The 22,404-nt window shown below is 61.3% G+C and carries 20 protein-coding genes; 12 read left to right on the top strand and 8 right to left on the bottom strand.

Annotation, left to right across the window (positions count from 1 at the left end; genetic code table 11):
• Positions 1-86: 86 nt before the first annotated feature.
• Both H0Z09_RS07890 and deoC read right to left on the bottom strand, forming a co-directional pair.
• Positions 87-506, bottom strand: coding sequence for a hypothetical protein (locus H0Z09_RS07890; protein ID WP_186689383.1), 420 nt, complete (start codon positions 504-506; stop codon positions 87-89).
• A gap of 144 nt (positions 507-650) precedes the next feature.
• The gene (deoC, locus tag H0Z09_RS07885) at positions 651-1,334 is read right to left on the bottom strand and encodes a deoxyribose-phosphate aldolase (protein ID WP_186689382.1); all 684 of its coding nucleotides are present in this window, start codon (positions 1,332-1,334) and stop codon (positions 651-653) included.
• A gap of 127 nt (positions 1,335-1,461) precedes the next feature.
• Here deoC and deoR point away from each other — a divergent pair, with 127 nt between their 5' ends.
• Positions 1,462-2,220, top strand: coding sequence for a DNA-binding transcriptional repressor DeoR (deoR, locus tag H0Z09_RS07880; RefSeq protein WP_186689381.1), 759 nt, complete (start codon positions 1,462-1,464; stop codon positions 2,218-2,220).
• Here the strand turns inward: deoR and H0Z09_RS07875 are convergent.
• The 4 genes from H0Z09_RS07875 to H0Z09_RS07860 form a co-directional block, all read right to left on the bottom strand.
• Entirely contained in the window at positions 2,217-3,263 is a 1,047-nt protein-coding gene (locus tag H0Z09_RS07875) for an aldose 1-epimerase family protein (RefSeq protein WP_186689378.1), read from the bottom strand. The genes deoR and H0Z09_RS07875 overlap by 4 nt on opposite strands.
• The gene (fucP, locus tag H0Z09_RS07870) at positions 3,260-4,591 is read right to left on the bottom strand and encodes an L-fucose:H+ symporter permease (protein ID WP_186689377.1); all 1,332 of its coding nucleotides are present in this window, start codon (positions 4,589-4,591) and stop codon (positions 3,260-3,262) included. Before fucP ends, H0Z09_RS07875 begins: the two co-directional genes overlap by 4 nt.
• Positions 4,592-4,619: 28 nt before the next feature.
• Positions 4,620-5,540: a ribokinase gene (rbsK, locus tag H0Z09_RS07865; RefSeq protein ID WP_186689376.1), complete on the bottom strand. Its 921-nt coding sequence runs from the start codon at positions 5,538-5,540 to the stop codon at positions 4,620-4,622.
• 196 nt (positions 5,541-5,736) lie between these two features.
• The gene (locus H0Z09_RS07860; RefSeq protein WP_186689375.1) at positions 5,737-7,350 is read right to left on the bottom strand and encodes a methyl-accepting chemotaxis protein; all 1,614 of its coding nucleotides are present in this window, start codon (positions 7,348-7,350) and stop codon (positions 5,737-5,739) included.
• 158 nt (positions 7,351-7,508) lie between these two features.
• Between H0Z09_RS07860 and H0Z09_RS07855 the strand changes: the two genes are divergently transcribed.
• Complete coding sequence (locus H0Z09_RS07855) at positions 7,509-8,717, top strand: multidrug effflux MFS transporter (protein ID WP_186689374.1); 1,209 nt, start codon at positions 7,509-7,511, stop codon at positions 8,715-8,717.
• A 112-nt stretch (positions 8,718-8,829) separates the two neighbouring features.
• Positions 8,830-9,687, top strand: a complete 858-nt coding sequence (locus tag H0Z09_RS07850) for an SDR family oxidoreductase (protein WP_186689373.1) — start codon at positions 8,830-8,832, stop codon at positions 9,685-9,687.
• A gap of 130 nt (positions 9,688-9,817) precedes the next feature.
• Here the strand turns inward: H0Z09_RS07850 and H0Z09_RS07845 are convergent, their stop codons facing one another.
• The gene (locus H0Z09_RS07845) at positions 9,818-10,732 is read right to left on the bottom strand and encodes a tyrosine-type recombinase/integrase (protein ID WP_076954993.1); all 915 of its coding nucleotides are present in this window, start codon (positions 10,730-10,732) and stop codon (positions 9,818-9,820) included.
• Positions 10,733-10,840: 108 nt separating this feature from the next.
• Complete coding sequence (locus H0Z09_RS07840; protein WP_186689372.1) at positions 10,841-11,665, bottom strand: hypothetical protein; 825 nt, start codon at positions 11,663-11,665, stop codon at positions 10,841-10,843.
• Between the two features lie 412 nt (positions 11,666-12,077).
• Here H0Z09_RS07840 and arnC point away from each other — a divergent pair, with 412 nt between their 5' ends.
• The 9 genes from arnC (at position 12,078) to H0Z09_RS07795 (ending at position 22,341) form a co-directional block, all read left to right on the top strand.
• Complete coding sequence (gene arnC / locus H0Z09_RS07835) at positions 12,078-13,109, top strand: undecaprenyl-phosphate 4-deoxy-4-formamido-L-arabinose transferase (RefSeq protein WP_076954991.1); 1,032 nt, start codon at positions 12,078-12,080, stop codon at positions 13,107-13,109.
• Complete coding sequence (arnA, locus tag H0Z09_RS07830; RefSeq protein ID WP_186689370.1) at positions 13,106-15,109, top strand: bifunctional UDP-4-amino-4-deoxy-L-arabinose formyltransferase/UDP-glucuronic acid oxidase ArnA; 2,004 nt, start codon at positions 13,106-13,108, stop codon at positions 15,107-15,109. Before arnC ends, arnA begins: the two co-directional genes overlap by 4 nt.
• A complete protein-coding gene (arnD, locus tag H0Z09_RS07825; protein WP_186689367.1) occupies positions 15,109-15,993 on the top strand; it encodes a 4-deoxy-4-formamido-L-arabinose-phosphoundecaprenol deformylase in 885 nt (294 codons plus the stop codon). The genes arnA and arnD overlap by 1 nt, the downstream gene beginning before the upstream one ends.
• Positions 15,990-17,645 carry a lipid IV(A) 4-amino-4-deoxy-L-arabinosyltransferase gene (gene arnT, locus H0Z09_RS07820; protein WP_186689365.1) on the top strand — a complete coding sequence of 552 codons (1,656 nt, stop codon included), beginning with the start codon at positions 15,990-15,992 and terminating at the stop codon, positions 17,643-17,645. Before arnD ends, arnT begins: the two co-directional genes overlap by 4 nt.
• Positions 17,642-17,989 carry a 4-amino-4-deoxy-L-arabinose-phosphoundecaprenol flippase subunit ArnE gene (gene arnE / locus H0Z09_RS07815; RefSeq protein ID WP_186689362.1) on the top strand — a complete coding sequence of 116 codons (348 nt, stop codon included), beginning with the start codon at positions 17,642-17,644 and terminating at the stop codon, positions 17,987-17,989. The genes arnT and arnE overlap by 4 nt, the downstream gene beginning before the upstream one ends.
• Positions 17,986-18,399, top strand: a complete 414-nt coding sequence (gene arnF, locus H0Z09_RS07810) for a 4-amino-4-deoxy-L-arabinose-phosphoundecaprenol flippase subunit ArnF (RefSeq protein WP_186689359.1) — start codon at positions 17,986-17,988, stop codon at positions 18,397-18,399. The genes arnE and arnF overlap by 4 nt, the downstream gene beginning before the upstream one ends.
• On the top strand, positions 18,396-19,775 hold the full coding sequence (locus H0Z09_RS07805; RefSeq protein WP_076954985.1) for a UDP-glucose/GDP-mannose dehydrogenase family protein: 1,380 nt from the start codon (positions 18,396-18,398) through the stop codon (positions 19,773-19,775). Before arnF ends, H0Z09_RS07805 begins: the two co-directional genes overlap by 4 nt.
• Positions 19,776-19,778: 3 nt before the next feature.
• Positions 19,779-21,401: a glycosyltransferase gene (locus tag H0Z09_RS07800; RefSeq protein ID WP_186689357.1), complete on the top strand. Its 1,623-nt coding sequence runs from the start codon at positions 19,779-19,781 to the stop codon at positions 21,399-21,401.
• Between the two features lie 229 nt (positions 21,402-21,630).
• On the top strand, positions 21,631-22,341 hold the full coding sequence (locus tag H0Z09_RS07795; protein ID WP_186689355.1) for an HPP family protein: 711 nt from the start codon (positions 21,631-21,633) through the stop codon (positions 22,339-22,341).
• Positions 22,342-22,404 lie beyond the last annotated feature (63 nt).

Genomic DNA, 22,404 nt, shown 5'->3' with positions numbered 1-22,404 from the left:
AGCGAAGCCGTGCCATCCGCTTCACTGGCAATGCCAGTAAAGCCCTGCGCCGGCGAACTCGACACTGCCCGACTCAGCGGCGCTGACTAACTGGCAACGCGACTGGAATCGTAATAGCCGCAGGTACGCAGTTGCAGGCTGTAAATCCAGATGCCGAACACCAAGGCGTATTCCTTGAATACCGGAAGCGACAGCACCTCACCCACGGAATTACTGCTCAGCAGGCTCAGTGTAGAGACCGCACCCAACGCCAAAGCCAGGATAAAGCACAACGAGTTGCTCTTTTTTTTGTACAGCAGCATCAAGCCGCCTGCGAAGGTCAGCAGCGTGACGGCACAGACATTGATAAACAGCAGGATCGACATATCGCCCATCCTGACCATTGGAAGTCCTACGTAGCCCACCCAGAGAAAGCTTTGCAGTAATACGACGGAGCAGTAAAAAACCGTCATGAAGACCGGCACCGGACGTGTGTTGTACCAGCGTTGGGAGGTGCTTGTTTCCATGGCGATCTTGCTCCTGTAAGTTGGGCACGGTCACGAATTATAGAGGAACGACCTGATTAGCCCAACGCTTGTACCCTGCCCTTTATTTATGTGATTAAAGCATAACTCAACTAAATGACTATTTAGTTGAGTTATATGCTCGCCTCAATAACCACTTGCCGCCGTCAGCGCGCCACCCACAATCGCAATCCCCGAGCTGCTGCCCAGGCGTGTCGCTCCGGCCTCAATCATCTTCAACGCTGTCGGATAGTCGCGCACGCCACCGGACGCCTTTACGCCAACCCCGGCACCCACGGTCTGGCGCATCAGTGCCACATCTTCCACCGTAGCGCCGCCGCGGCTGAACCCCGTGGATGTCTTGACGAAGGCCACGCCCAGGTCGCGGCAGATTTCACAGGCCTGGACCTTCTGCTCGTCATCAAGCAGGCAGGTTTCCAGGATGACCTTCAACGGTACGGCGCCGCAGGCCTTGTGAACCTGGGCAATGTCTTCGCGCACGGCGTCCAGCAGCCCGTCCTTCAACCAGCCGATATTGAGCACCATATCGATCTCCCCTGCCCCGGCGGCAATCGCCTGTTGGGCTTCGAACGCCTTGGTATCACTCAGGCCAGCACCCAGCGGGAAGCCCACCACCGCACAAATCACCACGGATTTGTCGCTCAGGCACGATGCCGCGTAAGGCACTTGCCCGGAATTCACGCACACCGAATAAAAGCCGTGTTCCCGGGCTTCTTCGCACAAGGTCCGGATTTGCTCACGGGAGGCGTCGGCGGCGAGCAACGTGTGATCGATGTATTTGGCTAATGCTGCGGGTGGAAGACTGTTCATTTAAGGGGTCCTTGCCTGTATGTTGCCAATGAGTGTGCGGCGCGTGTCACGACGCTCACTTTTATAGTTGCAATATTCACATTTAATGTTACTTATTTAACATCAACAATCAAGCCCTGGAATACTCGTGGACAGTAGAAAAGCCGAGCGACTGAAGCTTATCCAACAAGCCCTGCAAGACCAGAACGCCATTCACTTGAAGGAAATGGCCGCCCTGCTGGACGTTTCCGAGATGACCCTGCGCCGCGATCTCAACCACTTCAGCGAGCACCTGCGGCTGTTGGGTGGCTACATCACCCGGGTGGGCAACGAGGTCGGCGATTACCGGGTAGCCGAGCAGGACACGCGCCACGTCGAGGAAAAGCGCCGTATCGGTAAACTCGCCGCCCCGTTGATCCAGCCAGGCGACACGGTCTTTTTCGACTGCGGCACCACTTCGCCGTTTGTCGTGGATTTCATCCCCGATGCGCTGGAGTTCACCGCGGTGTGCAGTTCGTTGAACGTGCTGCTCAAGCTGCAGAACAAGCCCAATTGCCACATCGTGTTGTGCGGCGGCACCTTCCACCGCAAGAACCAGGTCTTCGAAAACAGTGCCGAAAGCAGCATTCTCGACAGCGTGCGCCTGACGTGGGCCTTCGTGACTGCCGCCGGCGTCAGCCAGGAATTCGGCGTCACGTGCTTCAACTTCAATGAAGTCGAGGTCAAGCAAAAGGTCATGCGCCAAGCCCAGCAACGCGTATTGCTCGCCGATTTCAGCAAGTTCGACACCGTGCGCACCGCTTACTTCGCCGCTCTGCAAGACTTTCAGTACGTGGTCAGCGACAAGAAAATCCCGCGCGGCTATAGGGACGTCATCCAGGCCAACGGTGCGCAATTGTTGGTTTAACCCAACAGTTTCTGCCGTTCCTGCGCATTCAAGTAACCGGTGGTGACACTGAACGAAGCGCTGGCTCCAGCCGCCAGTTCGCGCACGTGACCTTTGGCTTTCTCTGCGTTATAGCCCTCGGGCTCGCAGGTGGACGGCAGCACGAACGCCGCCACTTGCTGATCCGGCGTGTACAGGATCCAGCGCACGGCATGCTCGAACTGCTCGGGACGGTAACGGGTGTAGAACGCCGCTCCGTCGGGATGATCCAGCAGAAAGTGCGCCTGGCCCGCGGTATCCGTACCTACGCCATCGAAGAAAAACACGATCTCCGGGTCGTACAGTGTCGGCTGCTCAAGGCAGGCCAATTGAGCCGGTTGCTCGGCCAGTTGCGCCATATAGGCGCTCCAGGCCGGGGTTGGCTTGACGTGGTCCGGCACGCTGGTGCGCAGGCGCATGCGCTGCATGCCCTGCGGCTCGACAAAACGCCCACCAGTCACGAAGGCGTAGTTCATGTGGGCCATGTACATCAGGTCCATGGGCTTGCCGGCCAGGTTCGTCACGTCCATACCGATATCGAACAAGGCCGAATCGGCGCGCAGTGTCACGCAGGGGCTCGCCCGGTAGCGATCGCCGAACCCCTTGGCATATTGGTAAGAACCGCCCAGGCGCAAAATGCCCTCGTCGATTTCAAGCCAGGCCGTGTCCATCGGCGCGCATGGCATCTCGCCGTGCAAGGCATGGGTGTCATCCGCCGCCGGGCAACCGTTGCGCAGCAAGCCGCTGTGAAACATGAAGCAGCCATAGGTATCAATGATCGTCGGGCTGGGCCTGGGGTGCTCGAACAGGTTGCTCATGGTCAGGTCGCAACCGTCGAACACGGCTGACCAGATCATCTGCCCCTGATAAGGCAAAACCACCAACCTTCCACGGCTGTTTTCAAGACTCAGGGCCAGCACGCCGGAGGGGTAAGTCCAGGCGCTGACCTTGAATGCCGGCGATTGCAGCAGGGTTTTCTCCTGCTCGCCAAACAGCGCAGGGTATAGCGGGATACGCGTATTCATGAGGCCACCGCCCCCGCCGCGCCTACCGGCAAGCTGTTGGATTGGCGCATGCACTTGAGCGCATACATCACAATCACGATAAAGCACAGCAACGGCACGCTGTAGGCCAGTTGCATATTGCCGCCGCTGGCGTCGGACAACAGGCCCTGGAAGATCGGGATCACGCCGCCGCCGACAATGCTCATCACCAGCAAGGAACCGCCGACGCCGGTGTCTTCACCCAGGCCATCAATGGTCAGGCCGTAGATGGTCGGCCAGCACGGGCCGAGGAAAATGCTCACGCCGACTGCTGCATACACCGCCGAAATGTTCGGCACCAGAATCGTGTAGGCCAGCAGCACAATGCACAGCACACCGTAGATCGCCAATACCTTGGCCGGATGCAAGCGCCGCATCAACAGGTTGGCGATCATCTTGCCAACAAAGTAGGCGGCAAAGGTGGTCAGCAGAAACCAGGAAGCGCTGCGCTCATTCATACCGCCCATTTGCATGGCCAGGCGGATGGTGAAACTCCAGACACCGACTTGCGCGCCCACGTAGAGAAACTGCGCCAACACGCCAAAGGTAAAGCGCGGGTTACGCCACAGCCGGCCCAGGCTCTGACGCAGGCTGCCAGGCTTGCTGCCTGCGGGCTGATTACCCTTGCAGGCGGGAAACCGGGTAATGGCGATCAGGATAAATACCAGCACCAGCACGGCGATCATCCACTTGTAGGGCAACAGTGTGGACTGGATCATTTGCAACTGCTGCACCGCCGCCTCGGAAGCGCTCATCTGCGTCAGTTGTTCAGTGGTGGCGTCGGTGTCCTTGAACATCACAAAGCTGCCCACGTACACCCCGGTCATCGCACCGAAGGGGTGGAAGGTCTGCGAGATGTTCAAGCGCCGGGTCCCGGTTTCCCGTGGTCCCATCAGTGTCGAGTAGGTGTTGCAGGCGGTTTCCAGGAACGACAGGCCGGCAGCGATCACAAACAGCGCCAGCAGGAACATGCCGTACTTGGCCGTGGAGGCCGCCGGGAAAAACAACAGGCAGCCGAACATATACAGCATCAACCCGATCAGGATCGTGCTTTTGTAGCTGAAGCGACGCACCACCATCGCGGCCGGAATCGCCACGAAAAAGTAGCCCAGGTAAAACGCCGACTGCACAAAGGCGGTCTGGAAATCACTGAGCAAAAACGCTTTCTTGAAGTGCGCGATCAGCACATCGTTCATGCTGGCAGCCGCGGCCCACAGTGCAAAAATGCTGCACAGCAGGATAAAGGCGAACCAGGGCGTGCGGTTCAGGTAGAAACCATCGGGTGTCTGTTGCAGCGCAGGTTTGTTCATTATTGTTCTCCGGGCTGGTTTGAAGGTGTTATCGCTGTTGCTGGAAGCGCTCGAACGTTTCGGCGTCGGGGTAAGACGTCTGCGTACCCAATCCCATGACCGAGCAGGCGGAATACGCCACGGCCTGCTCCATGGCCTGACGGATATGACCGTCGCGGTTCCAGTGATGGATGAAGCAACCGATAAAGGCATCGCCGGCCCCGGTGGTGTCACGGGCCGCCACCTGTACGCCAGGCACTTGGAACTCGCCCTCCTCGCCCACATACAGCGCACCGTGTTCGCCGAGGGTGACGATCACATGGCGAATGCCGCTGGCCACCAGGCTACGCGCGGCGATTTGGGCTGTCGCAGGCGAGTCCACCACCTGGCCGCTAATCAACGCCAGTTCCGATTCGTTGGGGATCAGGAAGTCAAGCTGCGCCAAGTGCTCGGCGCTCAGCCCGGCCAGGGCGGGTGCCGGGTTGAGCAGCACCGCGATGGCGTTGCGCTGAGCGAATTCGATGGCGTGGTAGACCGTCTCCAGGTTGATCTCCAGTTGCAGCACGATCAGCGTGCATTCGCGCAGGTCGGCCGCGGCGGCATCGATGTCCGCCGGCGACAAATGCGCATTGGCGCCTTTGACGATCAATATGCTGTTATGGGAATCGGCCCGGACGAAGATCGGCGCGACGCCGCTGGAAACGCCCGGCACGCGCTGAACATAACGGGTGTCGATGCCAAAGCGCTGGAAGTTGGCCACGGTGTTGTCGGCAAACATGTCGTCGCCGACCTTGCTCAGCATCAGGACATCGGCGCCAAGCTTGGCGGCCGCCACGGCCTGGTTGGCCCCCTTGCCGCCACAACCGAGGGCAAAGCCCGGCGCTTCCAGGGTTTCGCCCTGGGCCGGCATGCGGTCGATATAGGTAATCAAATCCACCATGTTGCTGCCGATGACTGCGATCTTGCTCATTGCTATCCCACCTTGTTGCAGCACGACCAGGCCGATCATGCCGCTCTTGTTTTGTTATTTAAATAACATTAGGTGTGAATATTCAATCTTTTTTTGCGATAGTCGATCAATGAAACCTGCGTAACGCACAAAAAAAACCGGCCCGTAGTGGGCCGGTCGGTCGAACGCCGGTTTAAATCAGGCAAGGTTGCCTGCGTTACAAGCTGAAGCGATCCACGGACTGCGATAACTTGCCGGCCAAACCCGACAGCTCATCGGTGGTAGAGGCGGTTTCCCCAATGATGCGGCTGTTGCTGGCCGACATCCCCGCAATCATCTCCACCTGGTGCGCGATTTCATTGCTGGCCAGGCTCTGCTCGCCGATCGTACGCGAGATATCGTTGACCATTTCGGTGGTACTCAAGGTGGCCTGCAGAATCTCGCGGATCGCCCGCTCCACCTCGGCGGTCACCGCCATGCCTTTATCCACTTGGGCAACGCCCTCCTCCATGCTGGTGACCGCTTCGCGCGTGCTCTGCTGGATGCGGCCGACCATGCTGGCGATTTCCTGGGTCGACGCGCTGGTGCGTCCTGCGAGGCTGCGCACTTCATCGGCGACCACCGCGAAACCGCGCCCCTGCTCACCGGCGCGCGCGGCCTCGATTGCGGCGTTCAGGGCCAGCAGGTTGGTTTGGTCGGCGATCCCTTTGATCACTTGGATAATGCTGAAAATCGCCTCGGACTCTTTGTCCAGCGTGCGGATTACCAGGGCCGATTGCTGCGCGGAACGGGCGATGCCGTCCATGTCACTGACCACCTGATGAATCACCCGGCCGCCTTCCTTGGCCAGGGTCTCTGCCTGGTTGGCCATGTCCAGGGCGCGCCCGGCGTGCCGGGTGATTTCCTCGATGCTGGCGGTCATTTCACTCGCGGCGGCGGCCATGGTGCTGGCGGCCGCGCTTTGCTGCTGGCTGCTGTCGGCGACTTCATGGCAGCCGTGGCTCAGCTGCTCGCTCATGCCATTGACGCCCTGGGCGTTGCTGCGCACCACTTCGATCATGCCGCGCAGGTCGCGTTGCATGGTGGCGAGGCTGCGGATCAACGAGCTGGCTTCGTCCTTGCGCTTGGGTTCGACAATTGCTTCGCTCAAGTTGCCGCGCGCGATACTGGCAGCAATGCGGCTGGCCGCCTGTAACGGGCCCATGATGCTTAAAATGACCCAGCGCCCCTGTGCCAACAGCAATAAGAGGCTGGCAATCAACACCGCTCCCAGAGTGAAGTTGGCGGTGTGGATGGCCTGTTGTGTGCTGGCACTGGCCCGCTGGGTGTGGCTCTCGATCAGTTCGCTCAGGTTCGCCATCTGGTCTTCCAGCTGGCTGAAAGCGGCATGGAAGGTATCCAATTGTCCGCGCGCGGCTTCGGGATCGTCCAGCGCGAGTGCGACAATACGTTCACCGGTGCTGATGTAGGTTTCAAGGCTGGGCTTGATGTTCTCCAGGCCTGCCTTGATCGTATCTTCCACCGGCAGCTTGAAGTTATCGCCGAGCACCTGGCGAAAGTGCTCGGCGTGCTCCTTCAGTGCGCTGTTGACCTCGGCCTTGGTGGTGGCACTCTTGCCCAACCCCACCAGCATCGCCGACAACACGTCGGCGCGCAGGGCATCGTGCATCATGTCGGCCTCCATGTGGTTGCGCAGCACCGTCATGCTGACCTCGCTGTCCTGCACGGCCTGGTCCATACGCATATTTCCCACGTAGCTGACCAGGCTCATGATCAGCGCAGTGAGCAGCCCGGTCGCTATCAACAGCATCAAGCGTAATTTGATCGTCATGCCTGTTATCCCCGTAGCCTGCGGCCGGTTGGGAACCCAGCCCTTTGAGCGTCGCTGATAACGTTATCGGCAGCGGCTGTCCGTTAGTTAAGCCTGAGTTTGCGGATTTGCGCGGATCCCTTAAGCTGGCGGCCCTTTGCTTCGCCCGGAACTGCCCCATGTCTCGACGTATCGCCCATCTCGCCCTGCTGCTGGGGCTGATCACCGCCGTCGGCCCCTTCGCCATCGACATCTACCTACCGGCCCTGCCAACCCTGGGCGCCAGCCTGCACGCCTCGCCGACGCTGGTACAGATGAGCCTCACGGTGTTCTTCGTCATCATTGGTGTGTGCCAACTGTTCTACGGGCCACTCAGTGATGTGTTCGGGCGCAAGCCGCCGATCTATATCGGCCTGGTGATCTTCGCCGTGGGCAGTGTGGGCTGTGCCTTGGCACCCGACATCGAAACGCTGATCGCTTTTCGTGCCCTGCAGGCCTTCGGCGCCTGCGCGGGCATGGTGATTCCGCGGGCGATCGTGCGCGACCTGTACACCGGCCATGAAGCCGCGAAACTGATGGCGCTGCTGATGCTGGTGATGAGTGTCTCGCCGATCCTCGCGCCGCTGGCCGGCAGCCTGATAATCTCGCTGTGGAGCTGGCGGGAAGTGTTTGCCGTATTGGCGGTCGTGGCCGTGGCATGCCTGCTGATGACCATCCTGCAACTGCCGGAAACCCACCCCGCCGAACGCCGGTTGGGCAAGACCCTGGGCAACGCGTTCAGCAGTTATGGGGCGCTGCTGCGCGATCCGGTGTTCATCGGTTTATCGGTGGTCTGCGGCTTCGGGCTGGCTACGTTCTTTGTGTTTATCGGCAGCGCGCCGTTCGTGTACATCGAGTATTTCGGTCTGACGCCTACGCAGTTCAGCCTGTGCTTTGCCCTGAACGCCGCGTCGTTCTTCGCCATGAGCCAACTGACCGCCCGCCTCAGCGCGCGCTTTGGCCTGGCCCCGTTGATACGCGGGTCTGTGGTGGCGGTAGCGGCGGTGATGGTAGTGCTGGCGATTACCACCCTGTGGGTCGACAGCCTGGTCTTGATGATGACGCTGCTGTTTATCGGCTTCGGCTTTCTGGGCCTGCTGCTGCCGGCGGCTGGCGTATTGTCCCTCGAGGATCATGGTGCCGTGGCCGGCTCTGCGTCAGCCTTGCTCGGGGCGATCCAGATGATCACCGCTGCCGTGTCGATGAGCCTGGTCGGCGTGTTTGCCGATCACACCCCCGCGCCGATGTTGGTCGGCATCGCGCTGTGCGCCGTCGCGGCGATGCTGACCGTGATATGGACCCTGCGCCGCCTGCCGGCTCACTTGGCCAGCGCACCGCCCTCCTCCTGAGACGCATGGGCCCGATGCACCATTCGTCGGGCCCGACCGGCATCCACTACAACTATCGCTCGCCTGCCAACTACTAATCCCATAGCACCTCTGATAACTATGGAGATTAAACATGACTGACTATCCTCGCCCACCGTTCGCACCTCAGACTCAATCCGTGCCCGGCTCCCAGAAAAAAATGGATCCCTACCCCGATTGCGGCGAACAGAGTTACAAAGGCTCGGGTCGGTTGGCCAACAAAATCGCACTGATCACTGGCGCCGACAGCGGTATCGGCCGTGCGGTCGCCATCGCGTTTGCTCGTGAAGGTGCCGATGTGGCGATCGCTTACCTGGAGGAGCACGACGATGCCAAGGAAACCGCGCGCTGGGTCGAAGAAGCCGGGCGCCAGTGCCTGCTGCTCCCCGGTGATATTGCACAGAAAAGCGTGTGTCAGGAGTTGGTCGACAAGACGGTCGAAAAATTCGGCCGCATCGATGTGCTGGTCAACAACGCCGCGTTCCAGATGAGCCACGAAACGCTTGAGGAAATCTCGGACGAAGAATGGGTCAAGACCTTCGATATCAACATCACGGCGATGTTTCGTATCTGCAAGGCCGCCGTGCCGCATATGCAGGCCGGCAGTTCGATCATCAACACCACGTCCGTCAATTCGGACATGCCCAAGCCGACCCTGATGCCCTATGCCGCGACCAAAGGCGCGATTGCCAACTTCACCGGTGGCCTGGCGCAGTTGCTCGGCAGCAAGGGCATCCGGGTCAACAGCGTAGCGCCCGGGCCGATCTGGACGCCGTTGATTGTGGCGACCATGACCGATGAGGATGTGCAGAATTTTGGCGCCGAAACCCCGCTGGGCCGGCCTGGCCAGCCTGTGGAGGTGGCGCCGATTTATGTGCTGCTGGCGTCGGATGAGGCCAGTTATATCTCCGGCTCGCGTTATGCGGTGACCGGTGGTAAGCCCATTCTCTAACCCTTGCGCAAATCCCCTGTGGGAGCGGGCTTGCTCGCGAATGCGGTGTATCAGATAAATATGCATTGACTGACACACCGCATTCGCGAGCAAGCCCGCTCCCACATTTGGATCTCAGTTCTTCCAGCGATCACAGATCAAACCGATCCACCGCCCGCCGCCGCTCATTATCGTCGCGCACATCATAACTGGCGGTGGTCTGGATATTGGTGTGGTGCGCCAACTTCTGCGCGATCGATAAATCGTGCTCTTCGATCACCCGCGTGATGAACGAGCGGCGAAAATCATGGGGCATGATTTTCACCCCCACCTGCTCACCGCGCTGGCGGGCGATGTAGTAGATCGCATGCTTGGTGATGCGCTCACGGGTGATATGGCTGCCGCGACGGATGCGGTTGAACAGGAAACTGTCGTCCTGCTCGCCTTCCTTGAGCTGCTCGCGCCGAAACGCCAGCCATGCCTGCAGCTTGGCGAACGCCCAATCCGGCGCGTACTTGATCAACTCCTTGTTGCCCTTGCCGATCACCCGCAGGCTGCGTTCCTCGAAGTTAAGCTGCGCCAGATCGAGGTTGACCGACTCCGACTTGCGCATGCCCGAGCCGTAGAGAATGCCGATCACCGCTGCATCCCTAAGGCCCTGCGGGCGTGGGTCGGCGGCGCAGACTTCCATCATTTCGCGGATCAGGCTGCGCCGCAGGTTGCGGCCCTGGCTCAATCGCGTGCCGGAGGCGGCCTTGACCGTGCGCATGCGCAACAGGTGTTCCTGGCTGATCAGGTTCATGCGCCAGGCTTCGTTCATCACCCCGCGTACCGCGTTGACGTACAGCGATGAGGTATTCGGCGCGTAACCGTCCTCACGTAACGCGGCGACCAGGGCAATGACGTGTTCGGGTTGCAACAGGTGCCAGTCGATGTCTTCAAGGTTGATGTCCTCGAAGCCCAGGCGGTCGGCTGCGTCTTGCAGCACATAGCGCATGGTCAGTTGGCTGGAGGGGGCCAGGCGGGTCAGGTACAGGGTCAGTGGGTTGCGGATAGACTCAGTCAATGTAGATCAGCCTTTGGATTAAATACCTCGAACAAGCCTTTGTTAAATCGGGGTATTTAGTGAATTGGCGAAGGCTGAGTCTAACCCGGGAACGGCCCTGGCACCAAGTCACGGGGCCGTATCGTCTTCCTCGGTGGGTGCCTGCGGTTGGAGCTGGGCCTGGCTCCATTCGCTGTCCTGTTTCTGCATCAGGGCGAACCAGTGCTCGCGCATGAACGCCAGGTAAGCCTCTGGCGCCTTGGCAAAGTCTTTCTCATCGCCATAACAGCCTGGCAACGGCAACTCGGTGCCCTGCTCCTTGTACTGGCTGACCAGCGCCTGCTGCCCGGCCACGCTGCAGTCCTTGGGCAACGGCATGCCGCGCAGCGCACCGGCCTCTTCATCCCACCAGGCCGCGCCGTAGCGGTCGACACCGCGCAAACGGTACTTCTGCGCCTTGCCGACATGCATGATCAGCTTGAATTCGTTGGGGCTGACGTCGCTGGTGCAGGTGCGCGAATACCCCACGGTCGCCTGGGTGATGCCATCGCCGCTCAAGTCGGTGACTTTGGTCGCGGCTCTGTCGAAGCGCAGGGAGGCATCGAATTGGCAATGCTGCACGTCGTCGTAGAGCATCCACACGCGCTTGGGACGGTTGCCGTCGATCAGGTATTGGGCCGCGTACACGAACGCCGACTGCGTGCCGTCGTCGTCCCGCTCGCTGACTTGCTCGGCGAGTACCAACAGATTCTTGCCTTGGCGGTCGTCCCAGGTATAGGCGGCGATCTGCTTGCCGCGCACTTCCACGCCGTCCGGCACCTGGTCGAGGCTGGTGAGCGCCAGGGCGTCGTCGGCCTGCGCCGGGGCGGCACACGCAAGGGTCATCAACAACCCGATCAACGATCCCAACAAAGTCGGCCGCAACTGGCCGCGTAAAAGCTGCACGCTATTCATCCGATCACCCTGGCAAGAGACGGCTTACTTTACCGGCACTTGCGGTGCATTGCAGAGAAGATTCTTCACTAAAATTCATTGACGGCGCATAGGCGCGCCCGTTGAACCAAATGCCCGGTTCACGGCTCCTATTTCGCCCGGCAACTAAAGCCGGCGGCCCCTTAGTTGTCTAGCTGAACCCTGGCTGTCTACCTGTCAAATAAACGAGTTTTTCATCTGTCTTTCATATCTGTTCCACATGTTTACGCTTAATCTTGAACACAGTACTTCACCGCTAACTGCGCTACAGCGTCTAAGCTATTGATTACACTTCACCTTTGGCGGCGCTCCTGGGTCTGCGGCCTGGACTTTCGCCCAATGATTGCTGCTGTTTCCATGCTCCAAGTTGCTTAAACCCCGAGGTCATGAATCTTTGAAACCCTACCCTATTCATTGCGTGTCGATCGTTATACCGGTCTACAACGAAGAAGAGAGCCTGCCGCAATTGCTGCTGCGCACGACGGCAGCCTGCAAGCAACTGGCCTACGAATACGAAATCATCCTGGTGGATGACGGTAGCCGCGACAATTCGGCGCAATTGCTGGAAGACGCAGCCGTAGAGGAAGGCAGCCACGTGGTGGCGGTGATCCTCAACCGTAACTACGGCCAGCATGCGGCGATCATGGCCGGTTTCGAGCAATGCCGCGGCGACGTAGTGATCACCCTTGACGCCGACCTGCAGAACCCGCCGGAAGAAATCCCGCGTCTGGTGGAACAGGCCGCCCTCGGTTACGACGTGGTCGCCACGGTGCGCAACAATCGCCAGGACTCGGCGTTTCGCCGCTGGCCTTCGCGCCTGATCAACCTGGCCGTGCAGCGTTCCACCGGCGTGGCCATGACGGATTACGGCTGCATGCTGCGCGCGTACCGCCGCACCATCGTCGACGCCATGCTCGCCTGCCGCGAACGCAGTACCTTTATCCCGATCCTGGCCAACGGCTTTGCCCGTCACACCACCGAGATCCTGGTGCACCACGCCGAGCGCGAGCACGGCGAATCCAAATACAGCGCCATGCGCCTGATCAGCCTGATGTTCGACCTGCTGACCTGCATGACTACGACCCCGCTGCGCCTGCTGTCCATCGTCGGTTTCAGCCTGGCGGCGCTGGGCATGCTGTTTGCCTTTGCGCTGATCGTCATGCGCCTGGCCTTCGGCGCCGACTGGGCGGGAGATGGCTTGTTCGTGCTGTTTGCGGTGCTGTTCGTGTTCACCGGCGGCCAATTCATCGGCATGGGCCTGCTGGGGGAATACCTGGGCCGCATGTACAGCGACGTGCGCGCCCGTCCGCGCTTCTTTATCGAAAAAGTGCTGCGCAATACGCCCGCAGCACCGGCTCCGGTGGTCGTCGTCGACGGCCTGGTGTCCTCCCATACTTCTACTTCTGCCGATCAGGTCCAATCATGAGTTCAAAAGCTGTTGTGTTCGCGTACCACGATATTGGCTGTGCCGGGATTGAAGCGCTGCTCGCGACGGGTTACGACATTGCTGCCGTGTTCACCCATGCCGATGACCCCAAGGAAAACAACTTCTACGCCTCCGTCGCCCAACTGTGCGCACGCAACGGTATCCCGGTGCACGCCCCGGAAGACGCCAACCACCCGCTGTGGGTCGAGCGCATCGCCAAGCTGAGCCCGGACTACATCTTCTCGTTCTACTACCGCAACCTGCTGAGCGAGCCCTTGCTGGCCACCGCACGCCAGGGAGCATTCAACCTGCACGGCTCGCTGCTGCCCAAATACCGTGGCCGCGCGCCGGCCAACTGGGTGCTGGTCAACGGCGAAACCGAAACCGGCGTGACCCTGCACCGCATGGTCAAGCGTGCCGATGCCGGCGCGATCCTGGCCCAGCACAAAGTCACCATCGAACGCAGCGACACAGGCCTGACCCTGCACGCCAAACTGCGCGAGGCCGCCAGCCATCTGCTGCGCGATGCGCTGCCGCAACTGGCGCAAGGCAAGCTGGCTGAAACCGCCCAGGACGAAAGCCAGGCCACCTATTTCGGCCGCCGTACCGCCGCAGACGGCAAGCTTGACTGGAATAAACCGGCGCAAGCGCTGTTCAACCTGGTTCGCGCCGTGACGCAGCCTTACCCTGGCGCCTTCTGCGCGGTGGGCGAGCACAAGTTGATCGTGTGGCAAGCCGAGGTGGTCACGGGCAACGAAGGCCTGGCGCCCGGCCGTGTGATCAGCGTCAACCCGCTGCGCATTGCCTGCGCTGAAGACTCCCTGGTGATCACCTTCGGCCAGCGCAACGACAACGGCCTGTACCTCGCCGGCCCGTCGTTGGCCAATGAACTGGGCCTGGTCGACGGCTCCGTGCTGCGCGGTGCCGAGTCCGGCCGCAAGCCGCGCCGTACCCGCGTGCTGATCCTCGGCGTGAACGGTTTTATCGGCAATCACCTGTCCGAGCGCCTGCTGCGTGACGATCGCTACGAAGTCTACGGCCTGGACATCGGCTCCGACGCCATCGAGCGCCTGCGCAGCCACCCGAACTTCCATTACGTGGAGGGCGACATCAGCATCCACACCGAGTGGATCGAGTACCACATCAAGAAGTGCGACGTGGTCTTGCCATTGGTGGCCATCGCCACGCCGATCGAATACACCCGCAACCCGCTGCGCGTATTCGAGCTGGACTTCGAAGAGAACCTCAAGCTGGTGCGCTACTGCGTCAAGTACAACAAGCGCGTGATTTTCCCGTCGACTTCCGAAGTCTATGGCATGTGCCAGGACCAGTACTTCGACGAAGACACCTCCAACCTGGTGGTGGGCCCGGTCAACAAGCAGCGCTGGATCTACTCGGTCTCCAAGCAACTGCTGGACCGCGTGATCTGGGCCTACGGCGCCAAGGGCCTGAACTTCACGCTGTTCCGTCCGTTCAACTGGATGGGCCCGCGCCTGGACCGCCTGGATTCGGCGCGTATCGGCAGCTCGCGCGCCATCACCCAACTGATCCTCAACCTGGTGGAAGGCACCCCGATCCGCCTGTTCGACGGTGGCGAGCAGAAGCGTTGCTTCACCGACATCGCCGACGGCATCGAAGCCCTGGCGCGCATCATTGATAACGACAATGACGTGTGCAACGGCCAGATCATCAATATCGGCAACCCGGAGAACGAAGCCAGCATCCGCCAACTGGGCGAAGAGCTGCTGCGTCAGTTCGAAGCCCACCCGCTGCGCGGCAACTTCCCGCCGTTCGCCGGTTTCCGCGATGTGGAAAGCAAGGCGTTCTACGGCGCCGGTTACCAGGACGTGGCGCACCGCAAGCCGAGCATCGAAAACGCCAAGCGCCTGCTGAACTGGGCACCGACCGTTGAGATGAGCGAAACCATCGGCAACACGCTGGATTTCTTCTTGCGCGAGGCCATGCTCGAGATCGCCCAGTCTACCGAAGAAGCCAAATAATGCGGGCTGGCCTGCGCATCGACGTCGACACCTACCGTGGCACCCGTGACGGTGTGCCGCGGCTGCTCGAAGCCCTGGATGAAGCCTCGGTGAAAGCGACGTTCTTCTTCAGTGTCGGGCCGGACAACATGGGCCGCCACCTGTGGCGCCTGATCCGCCCGCAGTTCCTGTGGAAGATGCTGCGTTCCAATGCCGCCGGCCTGTACGGCTGGGATATCTTGCTGGCCGGCACCGCCTGGCCGGGCAAGCCGATCGGCCGCGACCTGGGGCACTTGATGCGCCAGGCCAAGGCCGCCGGGCACGAAGTCGGCCTGCACGCCTGGGACCACCACGGCTGGCAGGCCAACACCGGGCGCTGGAGCGAGGCCCAACTGGTCGAGCAGATCCGCCGGGGTGTCGACACCCTGAGCGACATCCTCGGTGAGCGCGTCGACTGTTCAGCCGCCGCCGGCTGGCGTGCCGACGAACGCGTGGTGCAAGCCAAGCAGGGTTTCAATTTTCGCTACAACAGCGATTGTCGGGGCTCCAGCCTGTTTCGTCCAACCCTGGCCGATGGCAGCGCGGGCACCCCACAAATTCCGGTAGACCTGCCGACCTTCGACGAAGTCGTCGGGCCGGTGGTGGCTGCCAAAGACTTCAACCGCTTCATCCTCGATCGTTTTGCCGCGTCGAGGCTCAACGTCTACACGATCCACGCCGAAGTAGAAGGGATACTGATGGCCAACGATTTTCGCCGGTTGCTCGCCCAGGCAGCGCAGCGAGGCGTCGACTTCACGCCGTTGGGCGAGCTGTTGCCCGGCGACCCGGCCAGCCTGCCCCAGCAACACCTGGTGCGCGGTGCGTTGCCCGGTCGCGAGGGTTGGCTCGGAGTGCAACAGGCATGATCCGACGTCTGGCCCTGCCTCTGTTGCTGCTGGCGTTTGCTGTGTTTTACCTGCTGCCGCTGGCCACCCATGGCCTGTGGATCCCGGATGAAACCCGCTACGCGCAGATCAGCCAGGAAATGCTGCTGACCGGCAAGTGGGCCGCGCCGCACTTCATGGGCATCCGCTACTTCGAGAAACCCGCCGCGGGCTACTGGATGATCGCGCTGGGCCAGGCGATCTTCGGGCAGAACCTGTTCGGCGTGCGCTTTGCATCGGCCTTGAGCACCGGCTTGAGTATCCTCCTGGTGTACTGGGTGTCGCGCCGGTTGTGGAACGACCCGCAGAAAAGCCTGGTCAGCAGCCTCCTGTACATGAGTTTTATCAGCATCGCGGCCCTGGGCGGTTATGCCAACCTCGACCCGCAGTTCACCTTCTGGGTGAACCTGACCGGCGTAGCCTTGTGGTTTTGCTTCGACAGCACCACGCGCAGCGCTCGGCTAGGGTCTTGGGCATTGCTCGGCCTGGCCTGTGGCATGGGCTTCATGACCAAGGGATTCCTGGCCTGGTTGCTGCCGGTATTGATCGCCCTGCCCTACGCGATCTGGCAAAAGCGTTTGCGTGAACTACTGGGCTATGGACTGGTTGCCGTGTTGGTGGCGATTATCGTCAGCCTGCCGTGGGCACTGGCCGTTCACCTGCAGGAACCCGATTACTGGAACTTCTTTTTCTGGCACGAGCACATCCAGCGCTTTGCCGGTGAAGACGCGCAGCACGCCGAACCGTTCTGGTATTACCTGCCGCTGCTGGTCGCGTTCAGCCTGCCGTGGATCGCGCTGCTGCCGTCAACCCTGCGCCAGGCCTGGCGGGACAAACGCAACGCAAACATCGGCTTCGTACTGCTGTGGCTGTTGATGCCACTGGCATTCTTCAGCCTGGCCAAGGGCAAGCTGCCGGCCTACATCCTGCCGTGCCTGCTGCCGCTGGCCTTGCTGATGGGCAACACCCTGGCTGACAAATTGGCCCAGGGCCGTTACCGGGCCTTGCGCATCAACGGCGGGCTGAACCTGATGATTGGCCTCGTGGTGCTGCTGGCCCTGACCTGGTTCCAATTGAAGAAGCCGGTCTACGCGCCCGGTCAGGAGAACCTCAGCCTGGTGCTGGTGTTCACCGCGCTGTTCGGATGGATCCTCGTCAACCTGCTGCAAGCGGCGCAGCCTTCGCGGCTGTGGGCGGCGCCGGTGATTGGCAGTTGGCTGTTGGTGGCGTTGCTGCCGGCCGCATTGCCGCATTCGGTGGTCTACAACAAGACCCCGGATCAATTCATCATCGATCACCTGCAGGAACTGCAACCGGCAAGCGCCCTGCTGAGCAATGACCTGGGCGCGGCGTCGGCGCTGGCATGGCGCCTGGCGCGCCCGGACGTGACGCTCTACAACACCGTCGGCGAAGTCAAATACGGCCTCGCCTACCCGGATGCCGGCCATCACCAGGTGGACACCACCCAAATCCAGCAATGGATGAACGAGGCGCGCAAGAAGGGCTCGGTCGGCGTGGTAATGCGGGTCAAAGGTGAGGATGAGCGGGCCGAAGTCGCCTTGCTGCCCAACGATGGCAAGCGTTATGAACAAGGCAACATCGTGATCCTGATTTTCCCGCAGGTGACGCCTTGATCACGCTGCTGCTGTTATTGGCCGCGTGCCTGCTGACCTGCATGGGCCAGGTCTCGCAGAAATTCGCCGTGGAAAGCTGGCGCGACCTGCCGGATGGCTGGGCGCTGAAACTGCGCTCGCCCTGGTTATGGTCGGCGCTGGCATGCCTGGGCCTGGGCCTGCTGGTATGGCTGCTGGTGTTGCAGCGCCTGGAAGTGGGCGTTGCCTACCCCATGCTCAGCCTGAATTTTGTGCTGGTCACACTGGTGGCGCGCTTTGTCTTCGATGAGCCCGTCGATGGCCGTCACTGGCTGGGCGTGGCGCTGGTGATCGGCGGTGTCGTGCTGCTGGGGCGCCACCTATGAGCCGGGTTCGAGGTTTTGCCTTGGCCTTGGGCAGTGTCGGCCTGGTCAGCGCCGCTCAACTGGGCATGCGCTGGAGCATGACGCGCCTGCCGCTGCCCGATGCATGGCTGAGCGCTTTCAACAACGGCGGTATCGATCTCGGCGCAATTGGCGTGGTGATCGTGGCGATCCTGGCCTATGCGCTGTCGATGCTCTGCTGGCTTGGCGCACTCAAGCACCTGCCCCTGGGCCGCGCCTATTCATTGCTGAGCGTCAGCTATGCGCTGGTGTACCTGCTGGCGGCCAGCCTGCCGGTGTTCAACGAAGATTTTTCCGTTTCAAAGACCCTGGGGGTGGCGCTTGTCATCTTCGGTGTGTTGGTTATCAACTCTCGTCGTGCTAGCGCTACAAGTCCCAGGAATGCCCCATGAAAATCAGTGTATTTGGTAGTGGTTATGTCGGCCTGGTGCAGGCCACTGTATTGGCCGAGGTGGGTCACGACGTCATTTGCATGGACGTCGACCAGAACAAGGTCAAGCTGTTGCAGCAAGGCCATGTGAGCATCTTCGAGCCGGGGCTGGCGGCGATGGTGAAGGAGAACCTGGAGAGCGGGCGCCTGCATTTCACCTTTGACGAGAAGTTGGCCGTCGAGCATGGCGAGGTGCTGTTTATCGCCGTGGGCACGCCTTCGGACGAAGATGGCTCGGCTGACCTGAAGTACGTGCTGTCGGTGGGCGATGCGGTGGCCCGGCACCGCAGGGACCCGGTAATTCTGGTGGAGAAATCCACCGTGCCCGTCGGCACCGGTGACACCCTGCGTGCGCACATCGAAAAGGCCCTGCACCTGGCTGGCCGACACCTGGAGTTCGATATCGTCTCCAACCCGGAATTCCTCAAGGAAGGCTCGGCCGTCGCCGACTGCCGCCGCCCGGACCGCATCATCATCGGCTGTGAGCGCGAAGAAGTGCGCGAGGTGATGCGCGACCTGTACGCCCCGTTCAACCGCAACCATGACCGCATCATCTTCATGGACCTGCGCAGCGCCGAGCTGACCAAATACGCCGCCAATTGCATGCTGGCCACCAAGATCAGCTTTATCAACCAGATCGCCGAACTGGCCGAACACCTGGGCGCCGACATCGAAGCCGTGCGTCTTGGCATCGGCGCCGACTCGCGCATCGGTTATCACTTCATCTACCCCGGCTGCGGCTACGGCGGCTCATGCTTCCCCAAGGACATGCGCGCCCTGATCCACAGCGCCAAGCAGGCCAACTGCTCCAGCGATCTGCTCGAGGCGGTGGAAGCGATCAACCAGCGCCAGAAGAGCAAATTGTTCGAACGCATCAATGCGTTCTTCCAGGGCAACCTGCGCGGCAAGACCTTTGCCCTGTGGGGCCTGGCGTTCAAGCCCAACACCGACGACATGCGCGATGCGCCCAGCCGCGTGCTGATGGAAGCATTGTGGGCCGCCGGCGCCAACGTGCGCGCCTTCGACCCGGAAGCCATGCAGGAAACCCAGCGCCTCTACGCTGACGAAGCGCGCCTGATGCTGATGGGTACGCCCGAGTCGACCTTGACCGGCGCCGATGCGCTGATCGTCTGCACGGAATGGCAACAGTTCAAGGCGCCGGACTTCGACCTGATCCACCAGCGCCTGAAAACCCCGGTGATCTTTGACGGACGTAACCTCTACGACGGCGAACGCCTTGCACGCAAGGGCTTCCAGTATTACCCGATCGGCCGTGGCGACTCCTGCCAGTTGCCGATCCCCCAGCAGCAGTGGCTGCCGCAGGTTGTGGAAGCCTGATAGGTGAATAAAGATCGACCGCCCCTGCTGAGCCCGCCGATCCGCCGCCAATCCCTGGGCTTGGGATTGCTGGCGTTGTTGCTGTTTATCGCCGGCAGTTGGCACCAGGCGATCATTGGCTTCGACTCACGCTTCGTGCTGTTCGCCCAGGAGATGCTGCGCCATGGGCCAGGCTTTTTCCCCACCACGTACGGGCAGCCTTATGCGGATTACCTGGCCACTTCAACGCTGCTGACCTGGTTGTTGTCCTTGCCCTTCGGCGAGGTCACCAGCCTCACCGCCTGGTTGCCCACGGCGGTTGCCTCGGCGTCGATCGTCACCCTGGTGTATCGCCTGACGGCGCCCTACTCCCAGCGCTGGGGCGTGTTGAGCATCGCGGTATTGTTGCTGAGCAGCACGTTTATCAGCGAAACCCGCGCGGTGTCCCTCGACCAGATGCTGGCGGCAATTGCCTTGGCGGTGTTCTACCTGGGTTATGCCCATGACCACCTCGGCGCGGCCAAGCGCCTGCATTGGGTGTACCTGCTGCTGATTCTCGGCTTTGCGGTGCGAGGGCCGATTGGCCTGGTCATCCCGACGGGCATGCTGTGCAGCTACTACCTGCTCAACCGCCAATGGCGCCAGCTCATCAGTTTTGGCTTGTTGGCGCTGGCCTTGCTGGTGGCCTGTGTGGGTCTGCTGTTGCTGATGGCCAAACTCAGCGGCGGCGAAAGCTTCATGCAGGACGTGATCCGCATGCAGTTTCTGGGGCGCATGGATGGCAGCGAAGGCTCCAGTGGCGTGCTGTATTACTTCACCAGCTCCCTGGGCAACGCCGCCATGGCGTATCCGATGGCACTGCTGGTGTTGTTGGCGATGCTGATCAGCGGGCGGCGAGCGCCGGGGCCGGCGTTGCGGCTGGTGGGGTACTGCGCGGCGGCGGGGCTGCTGGTCATGCTAGGCCTGTCCATTCCCCAGGCGAAAAAGGCGCGTTATGTGCTGCCGATGCTGCCCATGGCGGCGATTATTGCGGCGTATCCGTTCCACGTCGCGCACGGGCGGCTGTTCGCCGGGTTGCGTGGGCTGATGCTGGGGATCTGGACGCTGTTGCCGACCCTGTTGATCGCCAGCCTGTTAATCGCACGTGCGCGCTACCCGGAACAGTTGAACGCTCTCGGCTGGGTGCTCGGAGCGCTTGCGGCACTGCAGGCCCTGGCGCTGGTCATGCTGTTCAAGGCGCGCCTGCGCCCGGTCGGCCCCGCGTTTGTGGCAGTACTGGCGGTGTGGGGCACCTATATCCTGGTGGTCGAGCCGCTGCTGCACAGTGTCTATGACACCCGCACCTTTACCCTCCGAGTGCATGAACAGGTGATGGCGCAGCGCGCACCGGTGGTCTTGCACGGTTTGGGCAAAGACGCCAAGGCCATCAAGTACATGGTCAACCTCGACTGCGACCAGGTGCCGTTGTTTACCCAGCAGGCTGGCGACCTAAAACCGATCCAGGGGCCCGCCTGGCTGGTGATGAGCGAAGCGGACTATGAAGGTCTGACAGACCCGCGCTTTCGCGCCATCACCCCGACTCTGTCCGGAGCGTTTGACCACAACCCTTACGTGCTGCTGCACCTGGACAAGACAGCGCAGCCTTGACGTTGGTACCGGCGGCTCACGGCGCAGAAAACGCCTGTGCGCTGTCCAATTGAAGCCGTTACAGCTCATTATTTTTGCACTCAACCCTCATTAATATGCATTGGCGCGCGCTCCTCAGGGGCGGCACACTGCACAGCGTTCCTTCCCCCAAATGCTGGAACTTTCAAAGGGCTTTTCCGGGCAACCAGACAAGCCTTTTTTTTGCCCGCTGTTTATGGATCTTCTTTCAATGCTCGCTCGCTGGTTCCCCGCTGCTATCAACACCCGCCCCACCGAATGGAGCCGTGCCGCCATCGGTATGGCTCTGGGTACCCTGTTCAGTGTCTGGCTGTGCTCCAAAGCGTTCGGCATGGACGTCGCGCTGCACCTGCTCGGCCCGCTCGGCGCTTCAGCCGTGTTGTTGTTCGCCGTCTCATCCGGTGCGCTGGCGCAGCCCTGGTCGATCATCGGCAGCTACCTCTGCGCGGGCGTGGTGGCCTTGCTGGTCGCGCGCGTGCTGGGGCCTTCCCTGGGCGGCGCTTGCCTGGCGGCGGGCATGACGGTGATATTGATGTGCTGGCTGCGCTGCCTGCACCCACCTGCCGGGGGCTTGGCCATGACGCTGGTATTGGCCGATCCCGCCTCCGCCGCCCTCGGCTGGTACGAATTGGGCGCCGTGCTGCTGGGCGCCGGCGGCTTGCTGGCCTGTGCGCTGGCTTACAACAACGCCACCCGCACACGCTACCCCAAAGGCGCCGCCGAATCACCGGCTGCACTCCTGGCCAACCCCAACGCCGCTAGCGACCCCGCCATCACCGCCGCCGATTTGAAGCTGGCGCTGGCCGAAATTGAGCGGTTCTACGATGTGGAGCCCACCGAGCTTGAACAGTTGATCCACGCAGCGGAAACCTATGCCCGGCGCCGGAGCATTGGTGAAGTGCTGGCCAGTCGGGTGCCTTGAGGTCCCCCGTTCACTGCCTGCATAAATGCAAAAACGACCTGCATGATTGAAGGTTGTACTGGG

The organism is Pseudomonas sp. SWRI18, from assembly GCF_014268345.1.
Lineage (GTDB): Bacteria > Pseudomonadota > Gammaproteobacteria > Pseudomonadales > Pseudomonadaceae > Aquipseudomonas > Aquipseudomonas cedrina.
The sequence above is the reverse complement of the archived record's forward strand: the minus strand, read 5'-3'. Positions and strand labels throughout refer to the sequence as shown.